Source organism: Novosphingobium endophyticum, assembly GCF_014640675.1.
Classification (GTDB): Bacteria; Pseudomonadota; Alphaproteobacteria; order Sphingomonadales; family Sphingomonadaceae; genus Novosphingobium; species Novosphingobium endophyticum.
The window spans coordinates 66,180-85,408 of sequence record NZ_BMHK01000015.1 but is presented as its reverse complement, the minus strand read 5'-3'; the positions used below and the strand labels follow the sequence as shown (position 1 = coordinate 85,408).

Below are 19,229 nucleotides of genomic sequence, written 5' to 3'. Positions count from 1 at the left end.
CGACCAGGAATTGTTCCAGCTCCCCAGCGGCCCCATGGAGCGCTCAAATGCCTCCGGCTCGTCGACGATACCGCTGACGGTTCCGGGTGCCTGGTTTGCCGGATGCCTTGTCGGCCCCCTCGGTCGCAAGGCGCTGGTGAAGCGGGAACCTTTCTCGGAGGATCGGAGTTGACGGGTGGGACGATGTTTTTTGCGGAACATTTAATTTACTTTCAACATCAGGCTTTGTTTAGTAGCTGTAGTATTGAGCAAAGTAGTTGTCATGTATGCTGCATGTCTTGGAGTTAATCCGGCAGTCCGTTATCGCTTCGCCAGATTCTCGCGGCCGCGTTTCGGGTGTGCGGCGTTCCAGGCGACCGAGGGAGGTGTCCGCTGGTGAAGGCTTCGAAGCGAGTCCTGATGACGGCCGATACGATCGACGGGTTGTGGCGCTACGCTGTCACGCTTGCCGGCGCTCTTGCTCATCGCGACTGGCAAGTGTTGCTTGCCGCGTTCGGGCCTGCTCCTGATGATGGGCAGCGCGCGCAGATCGAAGTACTCGATGGCGTGAAACTTGTCGCCGCGGAGCTGCCGCTCGACGGGGCTGGTGCCGATCGCCGGTCAATGGAAGCGGCAGCGGCGACGCTCGCCGAAATTGTCCGGCGCGAAAGTTGTGATCTCGTTCACCTCAACACGCCGATGCTGGCGGCGGCCGGGAACTGGCCCGTGCCGGTGATCGGAGTCGCGCACGGCTGCCTGTCGACATGGCGGGCAGGGGCGCGGGTAGGGGCGCGGGCAGGGAAGCGCGATGACGATATGGCCTGGCGCCGGCAGATGATGCTGGAAGGGCTTGTCGCTTGCGATCGCCTGATCGCGCCGACGTTGGCTTTCGCGGACGAACTGGCCAGTGCATGTGCCGTCGATCGGCCGATCGAGGTGGTTTACAACGGAACGTTGCCGCATCTACCGGCGGGCCTGGAGCATGGCGCTCCCTTTGCATTTACGGCCGGGCGGTTGTGGGACGAGGTGGAAAACATTGCGCTTCTGGATGGCGTGGCGGCGCGTCTGCAGGAGCCGTTCATCGCTGCCGGCACCAGCAAGGGGTCGCGGGGGCAGCAGGCCAGGTTCGATCACCTGCGCGTTCTCGGCCAGCTTTCCGAACGCGCCATAAGGGCGCATCTCGCGCGGAGGCCCGTGTTTGTCTCGGCGGCGGTGTTCGAGCCGTTCAGCCTGGCCGTACTGGAGGCGGCGCATGCGGGTTGTCCGCTGGTGCTTTCGGACATTGCCAGTTTTCACGAACTGTGGGGCGGCGCGGCGACCTTCATCGATGCCGTTGATGAGGATGGCTATGTCGAAGCCATCGAAACGCTCCTGCGCGATGCGGATCTCCGCCACCGGCTCGGCAACGCAGCGCGCTGCCGCGCCATGGATTACTCGGTCAAGGCCATGGCCGATGCGATGGTCACCCAATACGAAGGTGTGCTGAAAGAGCGCCAATCCGCGCGAGGCTTGCCCTCTTGCGTTGATTGAGCGCCCTCCGGCTCCGCGCTCAGAGGCGGATCAGGTTCAACCCGGATTCCCGATGCGCCTGGCTCTCCGATCAGCAAAGCGTGATGCTGGCCGTCGTCGTCGCAAAGAGCCTGGCCGCCTGCAAGGCCTCTCCCGGTCCGATTTCCACGCAAGTCCCGTCCCACCATTGCGGGGAAGGGCAGGGCGCCGAACCGCCCACCAGAACCCGATCGAGGCGAATGGCGACCGCACAGACGAGTTTGGATCCGCCCTCGCGACGAGCGAAGGCGACCACGTGGCCGGCCCGAGGTCCGGAGACCTCCAGCGACCGATAATCGCCGGTGGCAAACAGCGAGGGCCGTGCGCGCCGCATCGCCAGCAGGTGCGAAATCAGCTGGAGCTTCGCCGCTTCGGCCCCGCAATCTTCGGTAAAGGCCATCAAGTCCCTTCGACGGAGAAAATCGACCGGCCGCCGATTGTCCGGGTCGACGAGACTGAAATCGGGCAGTTCGGTCCCCTGGTAAATATCCGGCACGCCCGGAACGGAAAGCTGCAGCGCCGTCTGCGCAATGGAGTTCGCCGTTGCCGCTGGCGAGATCGCCTGCATGAAGCGGGCAAAGCTGTCCCGAAATTCGCGGTGGCGCTCCGACCCGAACAGGGCGTCCGTGAGACTCTTGCACCTGGCCTCGTATCCGAGATCGGGTGCCACCCACGAGGAGCGCAACTTCGCTTCGCGCAGGGCCTTTTCCTGCCATGCCTGCACTCGCGCGAGAAACTCGGGCCTGTTGGCAAGGGCGCTGGCGTCCCAGGCACCCACGAGCGTCTGCAGGAGCATGTACGTGTCGGCCGGGTCTATGCCTGCCGCGTCTGGCCGGGCCAGCTCCATCCATCGCCGAACGTGCGAGCGCCAGAATTCGGGTACGCCCGAAAGCACCGCAAGACGGGCGCGCGCATCCGCTCCGCGTTTGTGATCGTGCGTTGCCAGGGCGAGCATGGCGTGCGGTTCTTTCGCGCAGCGGCGCGCCATCGCCGCGTGGAAATCCGCGATCGGCATGGAAAAGCGCGCGGGGTCTGAACCTACCTCGTTGGCCGAAAGCAGCACGCCGTGGCGGTAGAAGGCCGTGTCCTCCACCGCCTTGGCGGCGATCGGCGAGGAGAGCTGCTGGAACCTGCGGACGGCTTCGGCGGCAAGGCGCGCGTTTCCGGGGCCGTTCCCTTCCAGCCAGTCAAGGACAAGTGCCGCGACAGCGTCTTCGCCGGGAGGACTGTGCCGCGCCGCGGCGCGGCGGGCGGCCTCCCGGACGGGAGCGTCTTGCGGGGGCGAGGAGACGCCTGTTCCATAAGTCCGGTAGACGGGAAAGACCCATATCAGGCGCTCCACGGCCCGGCGCAGCATGGCTTTGGGGATCCACGCCAGATCCCCCGCGCCATGCGCCAGCGCCGCAAAAGCATCGACGCAGGCGCGAAGCTGGCCTTCGAACTGCCAGGAGAGCAGTTGCCGGCGCGCGGTGAACTCCTCATCCTCGAACCGCGCCGATCTGCCGCTGATCCGGGACCACAACTCGGCGAGCGGCTCGCGCCCTGCCGGTTCGTGGAGAAGGGCGGTCACCTCACGCATGAAATCGTAGCCGCTGGTGCCCTGGACGCGCCAATCCCGGGGATGGTGTTCGCCCGGAGCAAGTATCTTCTCGACCACCACATAGGGCCGGCGCCCTGGACCAGCTTCTTCCAGGCCCGATACGAGCCGGTGGCAGTAGCCCGCCGGGTCGGACAGACCATCGACGTGATCCACCCGCACGCCGTCGATAACGCCCGCGGCGAACAGCCGGAAAACCAGCGCGTGTGTCGCCGCGAATACGTCGGGGTCCTCGACGCGAAGAGCCGCCAGCTCGTTTATCGAGAAGAACCGCCGCCAGTTGAGCTGGTCGTTGGCGGCCCGCCAGTACGCCAGTCGGTAGTGCTGGCGCTGCGCGAGCGCGGCGAGCGCCTTGCGTCCGCTTTCCTCGCCCGGATCATGGCCGGCCAAGGCGTCGCCGCGCGGCATCGCCAGAACGGGATCGTCCGGCCGCAATGGACAAGGCGTTTCGTCGTAGAGCCGCAGGCACAGCCGTCCGCCCGCATCGACCAGACGGACATGGCCCTGCGCAATCGCATCCGGCAACGGGCTGCCCAGAACCGGAAGCACCAGCGGCGCGTTCCAGTCTATGTCGAAATAGCGGGCGAAGGCGCTCGCCTGTCCGTTCTCGAGGACGTCATGCCACCACGGATTTTCGTCTCCGGCGATGCTCATGTGGTTGGGGACGATGTCGATGATGAGGCCCATGTCGCGCTTGCGCAAGGCAGCGGACAAGCGCCGCAGCGCCGCTTCGCCGCCCAGCTCCGGGTTGACGCGGGTGGGATCGGTCACGTCGTAACCGTGCCGCGATCCGCGCCGCGCCGTGGTGATCGGAGAGGCATAGACATGACTGACGCCAAGCTCGTCGAAATAGGGGACGAGGGTTTCCGCATCGGCAAAAGTGAAGTCCGCGTGAAACTGGAGGCGGTAGGTCGCGCGCGGGCACGTGGCGAGCGCCGTTGCCCGGTCGATGGCAGGCCCTGCGGCTCCGGCGTGTTTGCGACGTTTCATGCCGGCTCCAGCCATGCTGCAAGACTTCCGGCGGCGCCCGGCGAACCGACAGCGAAGATCGGCGTTCCGCGCCCCGGGAAGGATGCGACAGGTTCCTTGCCCAGGTTGACGGCCAGCGTGAGCACCTGGCCATCGCCAAGGCGCCAGCTTGCGACGACGGCTCCGGTCCCGAGAACTTCCGCGCCCATCGGCATCGTTCCCTCGAGGCGGGGTGCTATCCATTTCGAACGCAATTCGAGCAGCGAACGGATGAAGGCATTCCAGGCGTCCGCGTCAGGCCCCGGCTCAGGCCGGGAGGCGTCGAAGGTTGCCGCGTCATTGGGATCGGGAATCCGCGCGCGCGCGCTCTTGTCCCGGAAAGCGGCGAAGTTTGCGAATTCGCGCCGCCGGCCTTCGCGCACCGCGTCGGCAAGCTCGTCGTGAAAGTCGGTGAAGAACAGGAACGGCGTTCGCGACCCGTTTTCCTCGCCCATGAACAGCAGCGGGATCTGCGGGCAGAGCAGCAGCAGCGCCATGGCGGCACGCAGCCGCGCCGTGTCGGTCAGCGTGATCAGCCGTTCGCCCATGGCGCGGTTGCCGACCTGATCGTGGTTCTGGAGAAAGGCCACGAAGGCCGTCGGCGGGAGATGCCCGCTCGGTGTGCCGCGCAGCTTGCCGGCATGGCTGGGGGACGGCTCGCCCTGATAGATGAAGCCTTCGGCGAGGCATCGCGCCAGCCGCTCGGTCGGGCGGCCGGCGAAATCGGCGTAGTAGGCTTCCGTTTCGCCGGTCAGGATCACATGCAGGACATTGTGGAAGTCATCGTTCCACTGCGCTGTGTAGCACCCCTGCCGCAGTCGCTGCGCATCGTTCGCTGCGTTTTCGAGGATCAGGTGGATGTGGCGATCCGCCGCCGCCCGCCCCCTGATCTCCCGGGCCAGCCAATCGAGGAACTGCGTGTCGCCGATGGCATGCACCGCGTCGAAGCGCAGGCCATCCACGCGGTAATCCGTGAGCCACATCAGCGCGTTTTCCAGGAAAAAGTCTGCGACCGGCGCCTTCTCGACCGCGACCGCCCCGCCCCAGGGCGTATCCGTCCCGGCGTGAAAGAAGCCGGGCGCGTAAAGCCCCAGATAGTTCCCGTCAGGCCCGAAATGATTGTAGACGACATCAACGAGGACCATCAGCCCCAGCCCGTGCGCGCGGTCGATCAGGCGCATGAGATCGGCGGGTGTGCCGTAGCATTCCGCCGGAGCGAACGGCAGCACCCCGTCATAGCCCCAGTTGCGCGTGCCGCTGAAAGCGCCCAGCGGCATGAGTTCGACCGCGGTGATCCCCAGCCCCGCAAGCCGTTCCAGCTCAGCTTCGATGCCGGCGAAACCGCCCATGACCCCGGCATGGAGTTCCATGATGACCGCGTCCTGCCAGGGCCTTCCCTGCCAATGCGGATTGCGCCAGGCATATTCATTCGGCGCGGTCACCACGCTCCAGCCGTGGACGCCGCCGCTTTGGCCGCGCGAGGCCGGATCGGGAACCGCGGTGCCGTCGGCAAGGACAAAGCGATAGCGCGTTCCGGGCCGTGCCTCCGCTTCGGCGCTGAGCCAGCCGTCCGCCTCGCGCTGCATGGCCAGAGGCCTCTGGCCCTCGACCTCCAGGTCCACGTTCCGCGCGGCCGGTGACCAGAGCCGAAACCGCCAGAGACCGGGTTCGGTCTCGAGGGGACCCCAGCGGTTCACGGCTCCGGCTTCTGGATGCAGGAGCGTACCAGCGCGGCACTGTGATCCAGCAACCGATAGGTATCGCCGATCGCTCTTTCCGGCTCGTCCGGCCTGCCGCTGTCGACGAGCAGCACGTGTTCGCACGCGTCGCCGGTCAGCCGGAACTTCAGGGGCTCGTCCCCGGCGTTGAGGAGCAGGCTTATCGCTTCGATCGTGCCGTCTTCCTGAGCGACCGCGCGGCGCATGGCAAGAGCCCGGCCATGCGGATTGCGCCAATCGTCGGACGAGAGGGGCCTGCCCCGCTCGTCCCACCACTCGATGTCGTTGACGCCGTCACCGGGGGAATCCTGCCCGTAAGGAAACACTGGCGCGCGCAACACGTCATAGCGCTTTCGCAGCTCGATCAGACGCGCGGCAAAACCGAAGAGCGCTTCGCCTTGCCGCGTGCTCAGAAGGCCCCAGTCGATCCAGCTGATCTCGTTGTCCTGGCAATAGACGTTGTTATTGCCGTGCTGCGTGCGCCCGAATTCGTCACCGGCGACCAGCATCGGCGTTCCCAGGGAGGCGAGCAGGGTCAGCAGCATCGAGCGCTGTATCCGGGCCCGCGTCTCGCGGATCCTAGGGTCGTCGGTCGGGCCCTCCACGCCCCAGTTGCGCGAGAGATTGTTTTCGTGGCCGTCGCGATTGTCCTCGCGATTGGCCTCGTTGTGGCGCTCTTCGTACTGGACCAGATCGGCCAGCGTGAAGCCGTCGTGGCTGGTGACGAAATTGACGCTGGCCCAAGGCCGCCGCGCCCGACTGTCGAACAGGTCGCCCGAACCCGACAGCCGCGCCGCCAGTTCGCCGCGGCGGTCCTCGTCGCCGCGCCAGTAGCTGCGCACCGTATCGCGGAAACGGTCGTTCCACTCGGCAAAGCCGGGCGGAAAGTTGCCGAGCTGGTATCCGCCCAGGCCAACATCCCACGGCTCGGTTATCAGCTTCAGCCGTCCCAGTATCGGATCCTGGCGCACGACGTCGAAGAACCCCGCGTTGGGATCGAAGCCATTCTCGGTCCTGCCGAGCGTCAGCCCGAGATCGAACCGGAAACCGTCGATCCCATAAGATGTCGCCCAGTAGCGTAACGAATCCGCCACCATCTGGATCACGCGCGCGTGGGTGAGATCGAACGTGTTGCCGGTCCCCGTTTCGTTCAGGCAGTGTCGCGGCTCATCGGGCAGAAGTCGGTAATAGGTCGCATTGTCGAGTCCGCGCCAGCAGAGCGTCTGGCCCTGTTCGCTGCCCTCGCAGCTGTGGTTGTAGACGACATCGAGGATGACCTCGATGCCGGCGGCGTGGAGACGCCGGACCGCGACGCGCAGTTCGTCCTGCGTGTCGCCGGCGAAATAGCCCGGCTCGGGCGTGAAGAAGCTGAGCGTGTTGTAGCCCCAGTAGTTGCGCAGGCCTTTTTCCTGGAGGAAGCGGTCGTGCACGAAGGCATGGATGGGCATGAGCTCGATCGCGGTTACGCCCAGGCGGCACAGATGGTCGATCACCTTCGGGTGCGCCAGGGCGGCGAACGTCCCGCGCTCCTGCGGCGGCACATCTTCCATCAATCGGGTGAGACCCTTGGCATGGGCCTCGTAGATGACCGTTTCGGACCACGGCCTGTTCGGCCGGATGTCGCGCGACCAGTCAAAGCAGTCATGCGTGACGACGGCCTTGGGCATGGCCGGCGCGCTGTCCCGCCGGTCAAACGCAAGGTCCGCCCGCCGCGACTTCACCGGATAGCCATGAAGCGCGTCAGTCCAGCGCAAGGCTCCGACTAGCCTTCTGGCGTAAGGATCGAGCAGGAGCTTGTTGGGGTTGAAGCGATGACCATCGCGCGGTCGGTAAGGGCCATGTGCCCGGTACCCGTAGACGATGCCCGGGCGCGCGTCCGGAAGATAGCCGTGCCAGACCTCGTCGGTGCACTCGGGCAACTCGTAGCGCATCGTCTCGCGCTTGCCGCGCGGGTCGAACAGGCACAGCTCGATTTTCTCGGCATGGGCCGAGAAGACGGCGAAATTGACGCCCAGTCCATCAAAACTCGCGCCCAGGGGGTAGGGCGAGCCGCTTTCAAGTCGATCGGGCAGGGACACCATTCCGGTTCAGCGTGACTAGCCGCCGCCGGCTGTCCCCGGCTTCTTCGGCTTTGCGGCTTGGGGAGCGGCCTTGCTTGTCTTCGTCTTCGCGGGTTCCCCTTGTGCTGGCTTTCCGGGTGGGGAATTGCCTTTGGCGCTTGTTGACTTGCTCGCGCCTTCGGCGGCGATTTCTCTCTCCGCCTGCAACCAGTGCTTGTGTTCCTGCCCCTGCGGCCGTCCCTCTTTTTCCCACAGTTCGTGCGCGCGCTCGCGGATCCTACCATCCTGATCAGCCATGGTACTCGCCTTTCATGACATGACGCCTCGTGGATGCGGCACCGGCCCCGCCTCACGCAGCCCCGGCAGACACGCAGTCCAGTTTTGAAACGGTTCGCGGCCGCTGGAGTTTCACCGGCACGGACGATTCAGAACGAGGCGACCCGGTTTTGCTCAAAAGCCCGATTTGCTCAAAAGGATGTCGACCACTTCGGAACGCAGGGACGAGGCGCGCGTTGGTTGGTGAGTGCCCGTTGCTGAGGAGCATGCTTTGGCGTCCCAAGCGCTCCCCCCTCTGCTGGTCTCCGTCGACCAGAATTCCGCCCAGTTGGGCGAGATGCTCGCCCTGGAATTGCCAGCCGCGGCCAGGGGCGGATTCCAGTCGCTGCTGTGGAAGCAGGACGGCTCGATGTTCGGCAGGGCGCCGCTCGTTCCCAAATTCGTGCTGGCCGAAGCCGGAAAGGCCGGCCTGCAGGTGGCGACCGAGGTCGATGTCACCAGCTTTCCCATCGAGCATCCGCTGATCGAACGCTATCCCGCGCTTTTCGCCATCCGCCGCACGGGCAGCGGTGACGCGCCGATCGACCCGCGCAAGCACAGGCCGGCGGCCGGTACGGCGCGCGCGCGCCTGAGGCAGCCGGAAAGCGAAGTGCTGCTTGAGCCGATAGCGGCCGCCATATTCGACCTTGTCGATGCCGGGGTGCGCGGTTTCCGCTTGCGGAACGTCGAGCGGATCGACCCCGGCCTGCTGAAGCGGCTCATTGCCATGGTCAAGGAGCGCGACGGATCATTGCTGCTTTTCGCGGATGGCTTTGAGATGCCGCGCGCCGAGGCGGTGGCCCGCGCCGAACTCGGCCTCGACTTCCTCGTTTCCTCGTTCGGCTGGTGGGACTTGCGCGCCGCCTGGCTGGTCGAGGAAACCGAGGCCCTGCGCTGCTGCACCTTCCTGGCGGCCGAGCCGAGGCCCGCGCAGGTGCGCAGCGATAACCCGGCGGTTATCGGACGGGCCCTGATCGCCGGCGCCGCCACAACCGGGGGCATCATCGCCCCGCTCGGCGCGGTCCACTTGTGCCCTGAGGCATCGGCGCGAGCGACAGCGACCGCTCGCCGGGCAGCACGGCACCTCGGCGAGATGCGGCGGCTGACCGGGTCGAGCAGCCCGGTCACGGCGCTGCTGCGCAGCGACGGCGGCGATGTCAGGACCGCGTCTTCGCTGATGCTTGTCCTCATCAACACTGCCCCCGAGCCGCAACCCGCACCGGATCCGGACCTGCTGTTGCCATCGGTGGGGGCGAATTTCACGTTTGCGGAGGATGTCTTCAAGCCGCTGCGGGGATGCGAGGTCCGCATCGCGGAGGCGACTTCGGGAGCACCGATCCTGCTTGAGACCCCATCCACGGCCATGGGCGCGGTCGAGCAGCCCCGGCTGGTCATCGAGCAGATTTCACCGAGCGTCGACGGCGGTGATTTCCCGGTCAAGCGCGTGGTCGGCGAGACCGTCGAGGTCAGCGCGAAAGTCTTCGGCGACGGGCACGAGCAGCTTGCCGCGGAGATCCTCTGGCGTCCCCGCGACCAGGCGGACTGGATGTCCGTGCGCATGTCGCAGTTTCCGAACGACCTGTGGCAGGGCGCCTTTCCGCTGCACCGGCTGGGCCGCCATGAGTTCCGCATCAAGGCCTGGCTCGACCGGTTCGGGGGATTCCGGCGGGACTTCCGCAAGAAGCTGGACGCCGGCGTCGCGCAGAAGGTCGATTTTGCTGAAGGGCGCGTGCTCGTGGAGCAGGCCATCGCGCGGTCTTCGGGCGAGCTTTGTAAGGCGCTCCACAGATGGATGGAAAGGCTCAAGAAAGACGAGGATGACGAGGCGCTGCTCTCGGACGACCTCGCCGTGCTGATGGACGAGGCCGACGATCATCCGCACCTTCTGTTGTCGCCAGCCCAAAGCGTCGATTCGGAACGGCTTCAGGCCCGTTTTTCAAGCTGGTACGAGCTTTTTCCGCGTTCCGAGACCGATGATCCCGGCCGGCATGGCAGGTTCGACGACGTCATCAAGCGCCTGCCCGCCATTCGGGAGATGGGTTTCGACACGCTCTACTTCCCGCCGATCCACCCCATCGGACGGATCAACCGCAAGGGGCCCAACAACAGCCTCGTCGCGGGTGAAGGCGATCCCGGCAGCCCCTATGCCATCGGCGGCCGTGAGGGCGGCCATACCGCGCTTCATCCCGAACTGGGAAGCTTCGAGGACTTTGCGCGCCTGATCGCGGCGGCGCACGATCACGGCCTTGAGATCGCGCTCGATTTCGCGATCCAGTGCTCGCCCGATCATCCCTGGATCAAGGAGCATCCCTACTGGTTCGACTGGCGGCCTGACGGGACGATCAAATACGCCGAAAACCCGCCGAAGAAGTATCAGGACATCGTCAACGTCGATTTCTACCAGCGCGAGGCGATCCCCTCGCTGTGGGTGGCGCTGCGCGACGCGGTGCAGTTCTGGATCGATCGCGGGGTCAAGACATTCCGCGTCGACAACCCCCACACCAAGCCGCTGCCATTCTGGGAATGGATGATCGGCGACATCCGGGGGCGGCATCCCGACGCGATATTCCTCGCCGAAGCGTTCACCCGGCCCGCCATGATGTACCGGCTCGCCAAGATCGGCTTTTCGCAGAGCTATACCTATTTCACCTGGCGTAACCACAAGGCGGAGCTGACCGAATACCTTACCGAACTGACCACGACCGAACCCAAAGAGTTCTACCGCCCCCACTTCTTCGTCAACACACCCGACATCAATCCCCATTACCTGCAGACATCGGGCCGCGCCGGCTTTCGCATCCGCGCGGTGCTGGCAGGGACCCTTTCAGGGCTGTTCGGCCTCTATTCCGGTTTCGAGCTGTGCGAGGCGGAACCGGTGCCGGGCAAGGAAGAGTATCTCGATTCCGAGAAATACGAGATACGCCCCCGCGACTGGAACGCGCCCGGCAACATCGTGGGCGACGTGACCATGCTCAATCGGCTGCGCCGCAGCCATCCCGCTCTCCAGACCCACCTCAACACCCGGTTCCTGACCGCGCATAACGATGCGATCCTCTACTACGCCAAGCCCAGCCCCGATGGCAGCGACATCATCCTGGTGATGGTCAATCTCGATCCGCATCACGACCAGTCGGCGGACTTCGAAGTGCCGCTGTGGGATTTCGGCATCGACGATCACGGCAGCATCGGTGTCGAGGACCTGCCATCGGGCGCGCGCTTCCGCTGGTTCGGGAAATGGCAGCACGTCAGGCTCGGTCCCGGCCTTCCGTTCCGCATCTGGCGAATAGCTCCCGGAGCAGACGCATGAATGTCGAAAGCCCAGCCGCCCCGCTCTGGTACAAAGATGCCGTCATCTACCAGCTTCATGTGAAGTCCTTCTTCGATTCCAACGACGATGGCATCGGCGACTTTGCGGGGCTGATGCAGAAGCTCGACTACATCGACGATCTCGGCGTGACGGCGATCTGGCTGCTTCCGTTCTACCCGAGCCCGCGCAAGGACGATGGCTATGACATCGCCGCCTACCGCAATGTCAGCCCGGATTACGGTACACTGGAGGATGCGCGCCGGTTCACGGACGCGGCGCACGAGAGGGGCATTCGCGTCATCACCGAGCTGGTAATCAATCACACGTCCGACCAGCACCCGTGGTTCCAGGCCGCGCGCAAGGCACCCCCCGGCTCTCCCGAGCGCGACTTCTACGTCTGGTCGGACGACGACAAGCTCTATTCCGGCACGCGCATCATCTTCTGCGATACCGAAAAGTCGAACTGGTCGTGGGACGAGGAGGCGCAGGCCTACTACTGGCACCGGTTCTACTCGCACCAGCCAGACCTCAACTTCGATAATCCGCGCGTGCTGGAGGAAGTGATCGCGGTGATGCACTTCTGGCTCGACGCGGGGGTCGATGGCCTGCGGCTGGATGCCATTCCCTACCTTATCGAACGCGACGGCACCTCGAACGAGAACCTCCCCGAAACCCATGCCGTCCTCAAGAAGATAAGAGCGGACCTTGATGTGCATTATCCCGACCGCATGCTGCTGGCCGAGGCGAACATGTGGCCCGAGGACACGCAGCAGTACTTCGGCGACGACGACGAATGCCACATGGCGTTCCACTTTCCGCTGATGCCGCGAATGTACATGGCCCTGGCCCAGGAGGACCGCTTCCCCATCACCGACATCATGCGTCAGACGCCGGATATCCCGGAAAACTGCCAGTGGGCGATCTTCCTGCGCAACCACGACGAACTGACGCTCGAGATGGTGACCGACGCCGAGCGCGATTACCTGTGGGACACTTATGCCGCCGACAGCCGCGCGCGGATCAATCTCGGCATCCGGCGCCGGCTCGCCCCGCTGATGCAGCGCGACCGCCGCCGTATCGAACTGATGCATGCCCTGCTGCTCAGCATGCCGGGAACGCCGATCCTCTACTATGGCGACGAGATCGGCATGGGGGACAATGTCTTCCTCGGCGACCGCGACGGCGTGCGCACGCCGATGCAGTGGTCACTGGACCGCAACGGCGGCTTCTCGCGCGCCGACCCGGCCGCGTTGACCCTTCCGCCGATCATGGACCCGCTTTACGGCTTCCAGGCGGTCAACGTCGAGGCGCAACAGCGCGACGCGCATTCGCTGCTGGTCTGGCTCAAGAACATGCTGGCGGTGCGGCGCGGGAACCGGGCTTTTGGCCGTGGTTCGCAGCGCTTCCTGCGCCCGGCGAACCGCAAGATCCTTGCCTATCTTCGCGAGCACGAGGATGAACTGGTCCTGTGCGTGGCCAACCTCAGCCGCACGTCGCAGGCGGTGGAGCTTGACCTTCAGGAGTTCGAAGGGCGAACTCCGGTGGAGCTGTCGGGCGGCACGCCATTTCCCAAGCTCGGCCAGCTGCCCTACCTGCTCACGCTGCAGCCCTACGGCTTTCTGTGGTTCCTGCTGTCCGAAGCGGCAGCCCCACCGGACTGGTCGAGCGGCGCCCCCGGCGTCGAAGTCGAGCAGCATACATTCGTGCTTCGACCGCGCCTTGACGATGTCGTGAAGGGCGATGGACGCACGGTGTTCGAGCGCGAGGTTCTTCCCGATTACCTGACTCACCGCCGGTGGTTCGGCGCCAAGGACGAAGTCGTCAACTCCGTCAGAACCGGAAGCGTCGCCAGTCTTCCGGCGGCGGACGATCTGCTGCTGACCGAGATCGAAGTGACGACCGGTTCCGGCACCACCATCTACACGCTCCCCCTCGGCATCGCATGGGAGGGGACGCCGTCGGGAACCTTCGCTTCCAATCTCGCCATCGCCCGCGTCCGGCGCGGGCACCGGGTCGGGCTCCTGACAGATGGCTTCGCGACCGCCGCGTTCGCCAGGTCCATCCTCACCGGCCTGCGCGACGATGCGGTCATTTCGCTCGACGGTGGAGAGATCCGATTCGAGAAATGCGAGGGCTTCGACCTTGATCCGGACGCTGAGCCGGAATGGATCGCGGCGGAACAATCCAACAGCACGCTGGTTGTCGGCCGCACGGCGGTTCTCAAGCTGCTTCGCAAGATTCAGGCGGGGATTCACCCGGATCTCGAGATGGTGCGGTACCTGGCGGCGAACGGCTTTGAAAACGTGCCGCCCATGCTGGGCAGCGTGACTCACATTACTAATGGCGACCCTGTCCTGCTGATGCTGGTGCAACGCTTTGTCGCCAATCAGGGCGACGGCTGGCAGTGGACGCTGAACGCGCTCGAGCGGCTGGCCACCGACGTTGAGCTGAGCTTCTCCAATTACCAGAACTTCGCCGTCAATCTTGGCCGGCGACTTGCTCAGATGCATGAGGTGCTCGCACGCGGCAGCAGCGACGGGGCGTTCGCGCCCGAGCCCATGGTGCCGGACGATGCGGAACAACTCGGCGAGCGCATGGCAGCCCAGGTATGCAAGGCTCTCGATCTCCTTCTCGGCGATCCGCCGCTCGATGCCGAAGCGCGCGCGGCGGCCGATAGGCTGATCGCGAACCGCGACCTCCTCATCGAGAGCATTTCTCAAGATCCGCGCCGGTTCGTAGGGCGGCTGCGCACGCGGATACATGGCGACCTGCATCTCGGGCAGGTACTGGTGACCGGCCACGACGTGATGTTCATCGACTTCGAAGGCGAGCCCGCGCGGCCGCTCGAACAGCGGCGCGCCAAGGATCTGCCGCTGCGCGACGTCGCCGGCATGCTGCGTTCGTTCGATTACGCCGCCGCCGTCGCCGAACGCAACAGGCCGGCCGCGCCCGAGACCCAGGAACAGCGCGCTGACGAGGTGGCGGCCCGCTTCCGCGAGAAGGCGGGGAAGGCGTTCCTTGCCGGCTATTACGGTGAGGATGCGTCTCCCGATCCGCTGCTGGACTTCTTCGTGCTGGAGAAAGCGGCTTACGAAGTGGCCTATGAAGCGGCGAACCGGCCGGAATGGATGGGCGTTCCGGTAACGGGTCTTGCGCTGGCGGCGGATCGGCTCTTGTCCGGAGATACGCCGTGACTGCTGCCTTTGGTCTCGACGAACGGATCGCGGCCCTGCGTGAAGGGCAGCTCGGCGACCCGTTCGCTTTTCTCGGCCCTCACGAGGAAGACGGCCAGCGGATTGTCAGGACCTTTCAGCCGGGCGCCCTGAGTGTCGCCGTCGTAAGCGCAGATAGCGGCGAAGGCGAGACGATGACGAAGGTGGCGGACGGCCTGTTCGTTGGCCCCGCGCCGGATGCCGGGCGATACCGCTTGCGCATCCGCTGGCCGGGAGGCGAACAGGAGACCGAGGACCCCTACCGCTTCGGTGCCGTTCTGGGCGATCTCGACCTCTATCTGTTCGGCGAAGGGCGGCACTGGGACCTTGCACGAAACTTCGGCGCACAGTCGCGCGTGTTGGGCGGCGTGGAAGGCGTCGCGTTTTCGGTGTGGGCGCCAAATGCGCGCAGGGTTTCGGTGATCGGCGACTTCAACGCATGGGACGGCAGGCGTCACCCGATGCGGCTGCGGCACGGCGCCGGCGTGTGGGAAATCTTTATCCCGAGGATCGGCCCCGGAGCGCGCTACAAGTTCGAAGTGTTGGGCGCGGGCGGCGGCATTGCCCAGAAAGCCGATCCGCTGGCCCGTCAGACCGAACCTCCGCCGGCAACCGCCTCCATCGTTGCCGCCGCGCCAGACTACCACTGGACCGACGACGACTGGATGAGTGAGCGTGCGCGCCGCCAGCGGAGCGATGCTCCGATTTCGATCTACGAGATTCACGCCAGTTCCTGGCTGCGGCCGAAAGACGATCCGCAAGGCCATTTCGGCTGGCGGGCGCTGGCCGAGCGGTTGATCCCTTATGTCGCCGACATGGGCTTTACCCACGTCGAGCTGATGCCGATCATGGAATATCCCTTCGGCGGCTCGTGGGGTTATCAGCCGCTCTCGCAGTTCGCACCTTCGGCGCGGTACGGCACGCCGGAAGGTTTTGCCGCTTTCGTCGATGCCTGCCATCGCGCCGGGATCGGCGTTATTCTCGACTGGGTTCCCGCGCACTTTCCCACCGATGCGCATGGCCTTGCCCACTTCGACGGCACGCACCTTTACGAGCATTCCGACCCGCGCGAGGGGTTCCATCAGGACTGGAACACGCTGATCTACAATCTCGGCCGCAGGGAAGTCTCGGGCTTCCTGCTGGCCTCCGCGCTATGGTGGCTGGAAACCTTCCATGTCGACGGACTGCGCGTCGATGCCGTCGCCTCGATGCTCTACCGCGATTACAGCCGCAGCGCCGGTGAGTGGGTTCCCAATATCCATGGCGGACGCGAAAACCTGGAGTCGGTCGAATTCCTGAAGCGGATGAACACGGTCATTGCCGAGCGCTGTCCCGGAGCAATGACGATTGCCGAGGAATCAACCGCATGGCCGGGAGTGTCGGCGCCAGTCAGCGAAGGCGGGCTGGGCTTTTCCTACAAGTGGAACATGGGCTGGATGCACGATACGCTGAAGTACGCGGAGCGTGATCCGATGTACCGAAGCTGGCACCACAACGAACTGACCTTCGGCCTTGTCTACGCCTTCTCGGAGCGCTTCGTGCTGCCGATCAGCCATGACGAAGTTGTGCATGGCAAGGGGTCGCTGATCGGCAAGATGCCCGGAGACCGCTGGCAAAAGTTCGCGACGCTGCGGGCCTACCTGTCGTTCATGTGGACGCATCCGGGCAAGAAGCTGCTGTTCATGGGCAGCGAGATTGCTCAGGAGAGCGAGTGGAACCACGATGCCGAGGTTCGCTGGGACCTGCTCGACCGCGGGGAGCATGCCGCGCTGCAGCGGCTCGTGCGTGATCTGAACCGGCTCTATTCGGGTGAGGCCGCGTTGCACGCCGGAGATGCCGACCCCGCCGGCTTCGAATGGCTGGTCGGCGATGACAGCCGTAACAGCATCTTTGTCTATTCCCGGCGCGCGCCCAGCACGCCTTCGATCGTCATCGCGCTCAACCTGAGCCCGCAGCCGCACTACGGCTATGAGGTGCGCCTGCCGCACGCGGGAACCTGGCGTGAAGTCCTGAACAGCGATGCCTCGATTTATGGCGGAGCGAATATCGGCAATGGCGGAACGGTGCACGCCGGCAACGTGCTGGCCGAAGACCAGCCATCGGTGGCACGACTGGTCATCCCTCCGCTGGGCGCGACCATCCTGCGTCAGGAAGCCTGATGCCAGGACGGGTTGACCGAATTCCTTGCACACCAGTTTCGCCATCGCGGCGCGGGCCGGGACCGCGAAGACGCGTGGTGGCGCTTATTCGTTCCGGCGATCTCGCCGACGCGCGATTGGGCTGATCGCACCGTTGCGCTCAAGCACGGTCTCGTTGAGTTCGTCGGTGCTGGAGAGGCCCGAGAGACGCGCGGCCTCAGGCGCTTACCCCGCGCCCGCGCATCGTCTTGGCATCCGGCGTGCCAACTGCGCCGCCAGCCGGTTCATTACCCAGTAGGCGATGATCAGCAGCGTCGGTGCGCATAGCGTGGCCACCATCGGCCGAGACCGCTGACATTCGCCCCGAAAGCGCGGCAAAACCTATTGCAGCGAACGCGGGCGCGCCGGCGGCGCGGCGGACCCGCCAGGCGCACTCCCGAAGATCGGACAGACATTGTCCGGAGCGCCTCTCCAAGCCGGGCAGAGGCGAATGCGCGCGCTGGCGATGCAACGACTATGCACCCCAATTTTGGGGTAGGCTTTTCGCCCGCCGTTTCTTCCGAACCTGTTCTATGCAGGCTGGGCCGGGCTGTCTCAGCTAAGTCCCCTGAAAACTGGTGCTGCTGGGGAGGATTGAACTCCCGACCTCACCCTTTTTAAGGGTGTGAAGCCGGACGCTTCTGGACCCTTATGGACAATTAACATTCTGATAAAACAGTAGTTTTTCCAGATAAGTCGATTGCAATCCGCACATGTTTTCCGTAAATTTTCCGTAAGGAACACTTCGGAGGAGGAGATGGACCTCAGCACGGTCAAGGAACGCGACAATCTGAAGGCACGGCGCGAGCCTCACTGGCAGCGCCTTAGCCCTGGCCGGTATCTCGGCTATCGCCCGTCCGCGCGGGAAGGCGCGGGGACTTGGATCGCGCGTGCCTATGACGAGGACTACCGGAAATACCGTTTCAAAAGGCTGGGTGACTTCGCCGCTCTGCCATCTCGGAAGCAGTTTGCTGCGGCGAAGAAGGAGGCCGAGGCTTTCGCCGACCTCGTCGAGTCTGGCGGTGCCGCGCAGAAGAAAATCCAGACCGTCGCGGATGCCTGCCGCGACTACTTGACCGCCATCAGCGACGATCACCGAATTGCTGAGGGCGTCTTTCGCCGTCATGTATACAGTGATCTGCTGGCGAATGTGAAACTGGACAAGCTGCGTCGCCATCATCTGAGGGAATGGCGCAGGCGGCTGGAGGAGGCTCCTGCCGTGATCAGCCGTCGTAAGAAGGGCGAACAGCGCACGAGGGCGCGGGCAAAGTCTACCATAAATCGCGACATGGCCCCGCTCCGGGCGGCCCTCAACAAGTTTCTGGCACACGGCAAGCCGGGGACGGACGCGGCTTGGCAGGAAGCCCTCCAACCCTTCAGGAATGCCAATAGGCGGCGGTTGCTGTACCTCGACAAAGACCAGCGTCGGAGCCTGCTGGAGCATGTAGATGCCGAAGCTGCGCCTTTTGTACGAGCGCTGTGCCTGTTGCCGTTGCGGCCCGGTGCAATGGCCGCGCTGACCGTTGGCGACTTCGATAAGCGCACTTCGGAGCTGACCACCGGGACGGACAAGACTGGAAACGTACGGCGCTTCGTCATTTCGCCCGTGGCGGCTGCGCTATTCGCCGAACAGGCGAGTGATCAGATCGCCACCGTGCCGCTGTTTCGCCGAGCTAACGGTGATGCTTGGAACCGCAACACTTGGGGCGACGCGATAGAAAGCGCGGCAAAGGCTGCTGACCTTCCGGACAATACAACTGCCTATACCTTGCGGCACAGCACGATAACGGATTTGGTAAGGGAGGGTCTCCCGCTTCTCACGATTGGGCAAATCTCGGGAACGAGCGTCGAAATGATTGAGTGGCATTATAGCCACCTTGCCCGTGACGCGGCGGTGAAAGCGCTCGGGAAATTAGCGTTATGAATGGACCGGAGGCAAGGCAAAGGCCTTAGTTCGGCGCACTTCATCAACGCAATGAAGCCCTGCCTCGGCATTGCCGATCAAATGTCAAATGTGTGCTGCCGTCGCCATCCTTGATGTACCGGACCGAAGAGCATTTGGGCCGGGAATGGGGGGAGGCCATCTCGGATTGAGCTGCGCAGGCGTGGGTACTACGGTGTCGGGACAGTGCGCCGCCGCCGGCCTCCGCCCGGCAATGATCGGTTGTCGTCGAGCATGTCGTTCACCATCAGGCCCTCGTATACGCAGCGACAGCAGTTCGTCTCCCCCGCTCGCCAAGTCCTGAATCGCATTGAAAACAAAGGGGGTTGCGCCTGGCTGTTCGCACTGTAACCTGAGCGCGTGCCG

The 19,229-nt window shown here is 64.7% G+C and carries 9 protein-coding genes; 5 read left to right on the top strand and 4 right to left on the bottom strand.

What is annotated here, in order from left to right:
* Positions 1 to 399 precede the first annotated feature (399 nt).
* Positions 400 to 1,509: a glycosyltransferase family 4 protein gene (locus IEX32_RS12365; RefSeq protein WP_188771845.1), complete on the top strand. Its 1,110-nt coding sequence runs from the start codon at positions 400 to 402 to the stop codon at positions 1,507 to 1,509.
* A 70-nt stretch (positions 1,510 to 1,579) separates the two neighbouring features.
* Here the strand turns inward: IEX32_RS12365 and treY are convergent, their stop codons facing one another.
* Genes treY through IEX32_RS12345 form a run of 4 tightly spaced genes read right to left on the bottom strand, consistent with a single transcriptional unit; the run spans position 1,580 to position 8,207 of the window.
* Positions 1,580 to 4,114, bottom strand: a complete 2,535-nt coding sequence (gene treY / locus IEX32_RS12360; RefSeq protein WP_188771844.1) for a malto-oligosyltrehalose synthase — start codon at positions 4,112 to 4,114, stop codon at positions 1,580 to 1,582.
* Positions 4,111 to 5,829: a malto-oligosyltrehalose trehalohydrolase gene (gene treZ / locus IEX32_RS12355; RefSeq protein ID WP_188771843.1), complete on the bottom strand. Its 1,719-nt coding sequence runs from the start codon at positions 5,827 to 5,829 to the stop codon at positions 4,111 to 4,113. Before treZ ends, treY begins: the two co-directional genes overlap by 4 nt.
* Positions 5,826 to 7,928: a glycogen debranching protein GlgX gene (glgX, locus tag IEX32_RS12350; protein ID WP_229736352.1), complete on the bottom strand. Its 2,103-nt coding sequence runs from the start codon at positions 7,926 to 7,928 to the stop codon at positions 5,826 to 5,828. Before glgX ends, treZ begins: the two co-directional genes overlap by 4 nt.
* Positions 7,929 to 7,946: 18 nt before the next feature.
* Positions 7,947 to 8,207 (bottom strand): DUF2934 domain-containing protein, encoded by a 261-nt coding sequence (locus tag IEX32_RS12345; RefSeq protein ID WP_188771841.1) that lies wholly within the window; start codon positions 8,205 to 8,207, stop codon positions 7,947 to 7,949.
* 250 nt (positions 8,208 to 8,457) lie between these two features.
* On the opposite strand from IEX32_RS12345, the gene IEX32_RS12340 reads away from it, so the two are divergent.
* The 4 genes from IEX32_RS12340 to IEX32_RS12325 all read left to right on the top strand — a co-directional run bounded on the left by IEX32_RS12340 (position 8,458) and on the right by IEX32_RS12325 (position 18,845).
* The gene (locus IEX32_RS12340; RefSeq protein ID WP_188771840.1) at positions 8,458 to 11,532 is read left to right on the top strand and encodes an alpha-1,4-glucan--maltose-1-phosphate maltosyltransferase; all 3,075 of its coding nucleotides are present in this window, start codon (positions 8,458 to 8,460) and stop codon (positions 11,530 to 11,532) included.
* Complete coding sequence (gene treS / locus IEX32_RS12335; protein WP_188771839.1) at positions 11,529 to 14,726, top strand: maltose alpha-D-glucosyltransferase; 3,198 nt, start codon at positions 11,529 to 11,531, stop codon at positions 14,724 to 14,726. Before IEX32_RS12340 ends, treS begins: the two co-directional genes overlap by 4 nt.
* Entirely contained in the window at positions 14,723 to 16,903 is a 2,181-nt protein-coding gene (glgB, locus tag IEX32_RS12330; RefSeq protein ID WP_229736351.1) for a 1,4-alpha-glucan branching protein GlgB, read from the top strand. Before treS ends, glgB begins: the two co-directional genes overlap by 4 nt.
* Positions 16,904 to 17,678: 775 nt before the next feature.
* A complete protein-coding gene (locus IEX32_RS12325; protein ID WP_188771837.1) occupies positions 17,679 to 18,845 on the top strand; it encodes a tyrosine-type recombinase/integrase in 1,167 nt (388 codons plus the stop codon).
* Positions 18,846 to 19,229 lie beyond the last annotated feature (384 nt).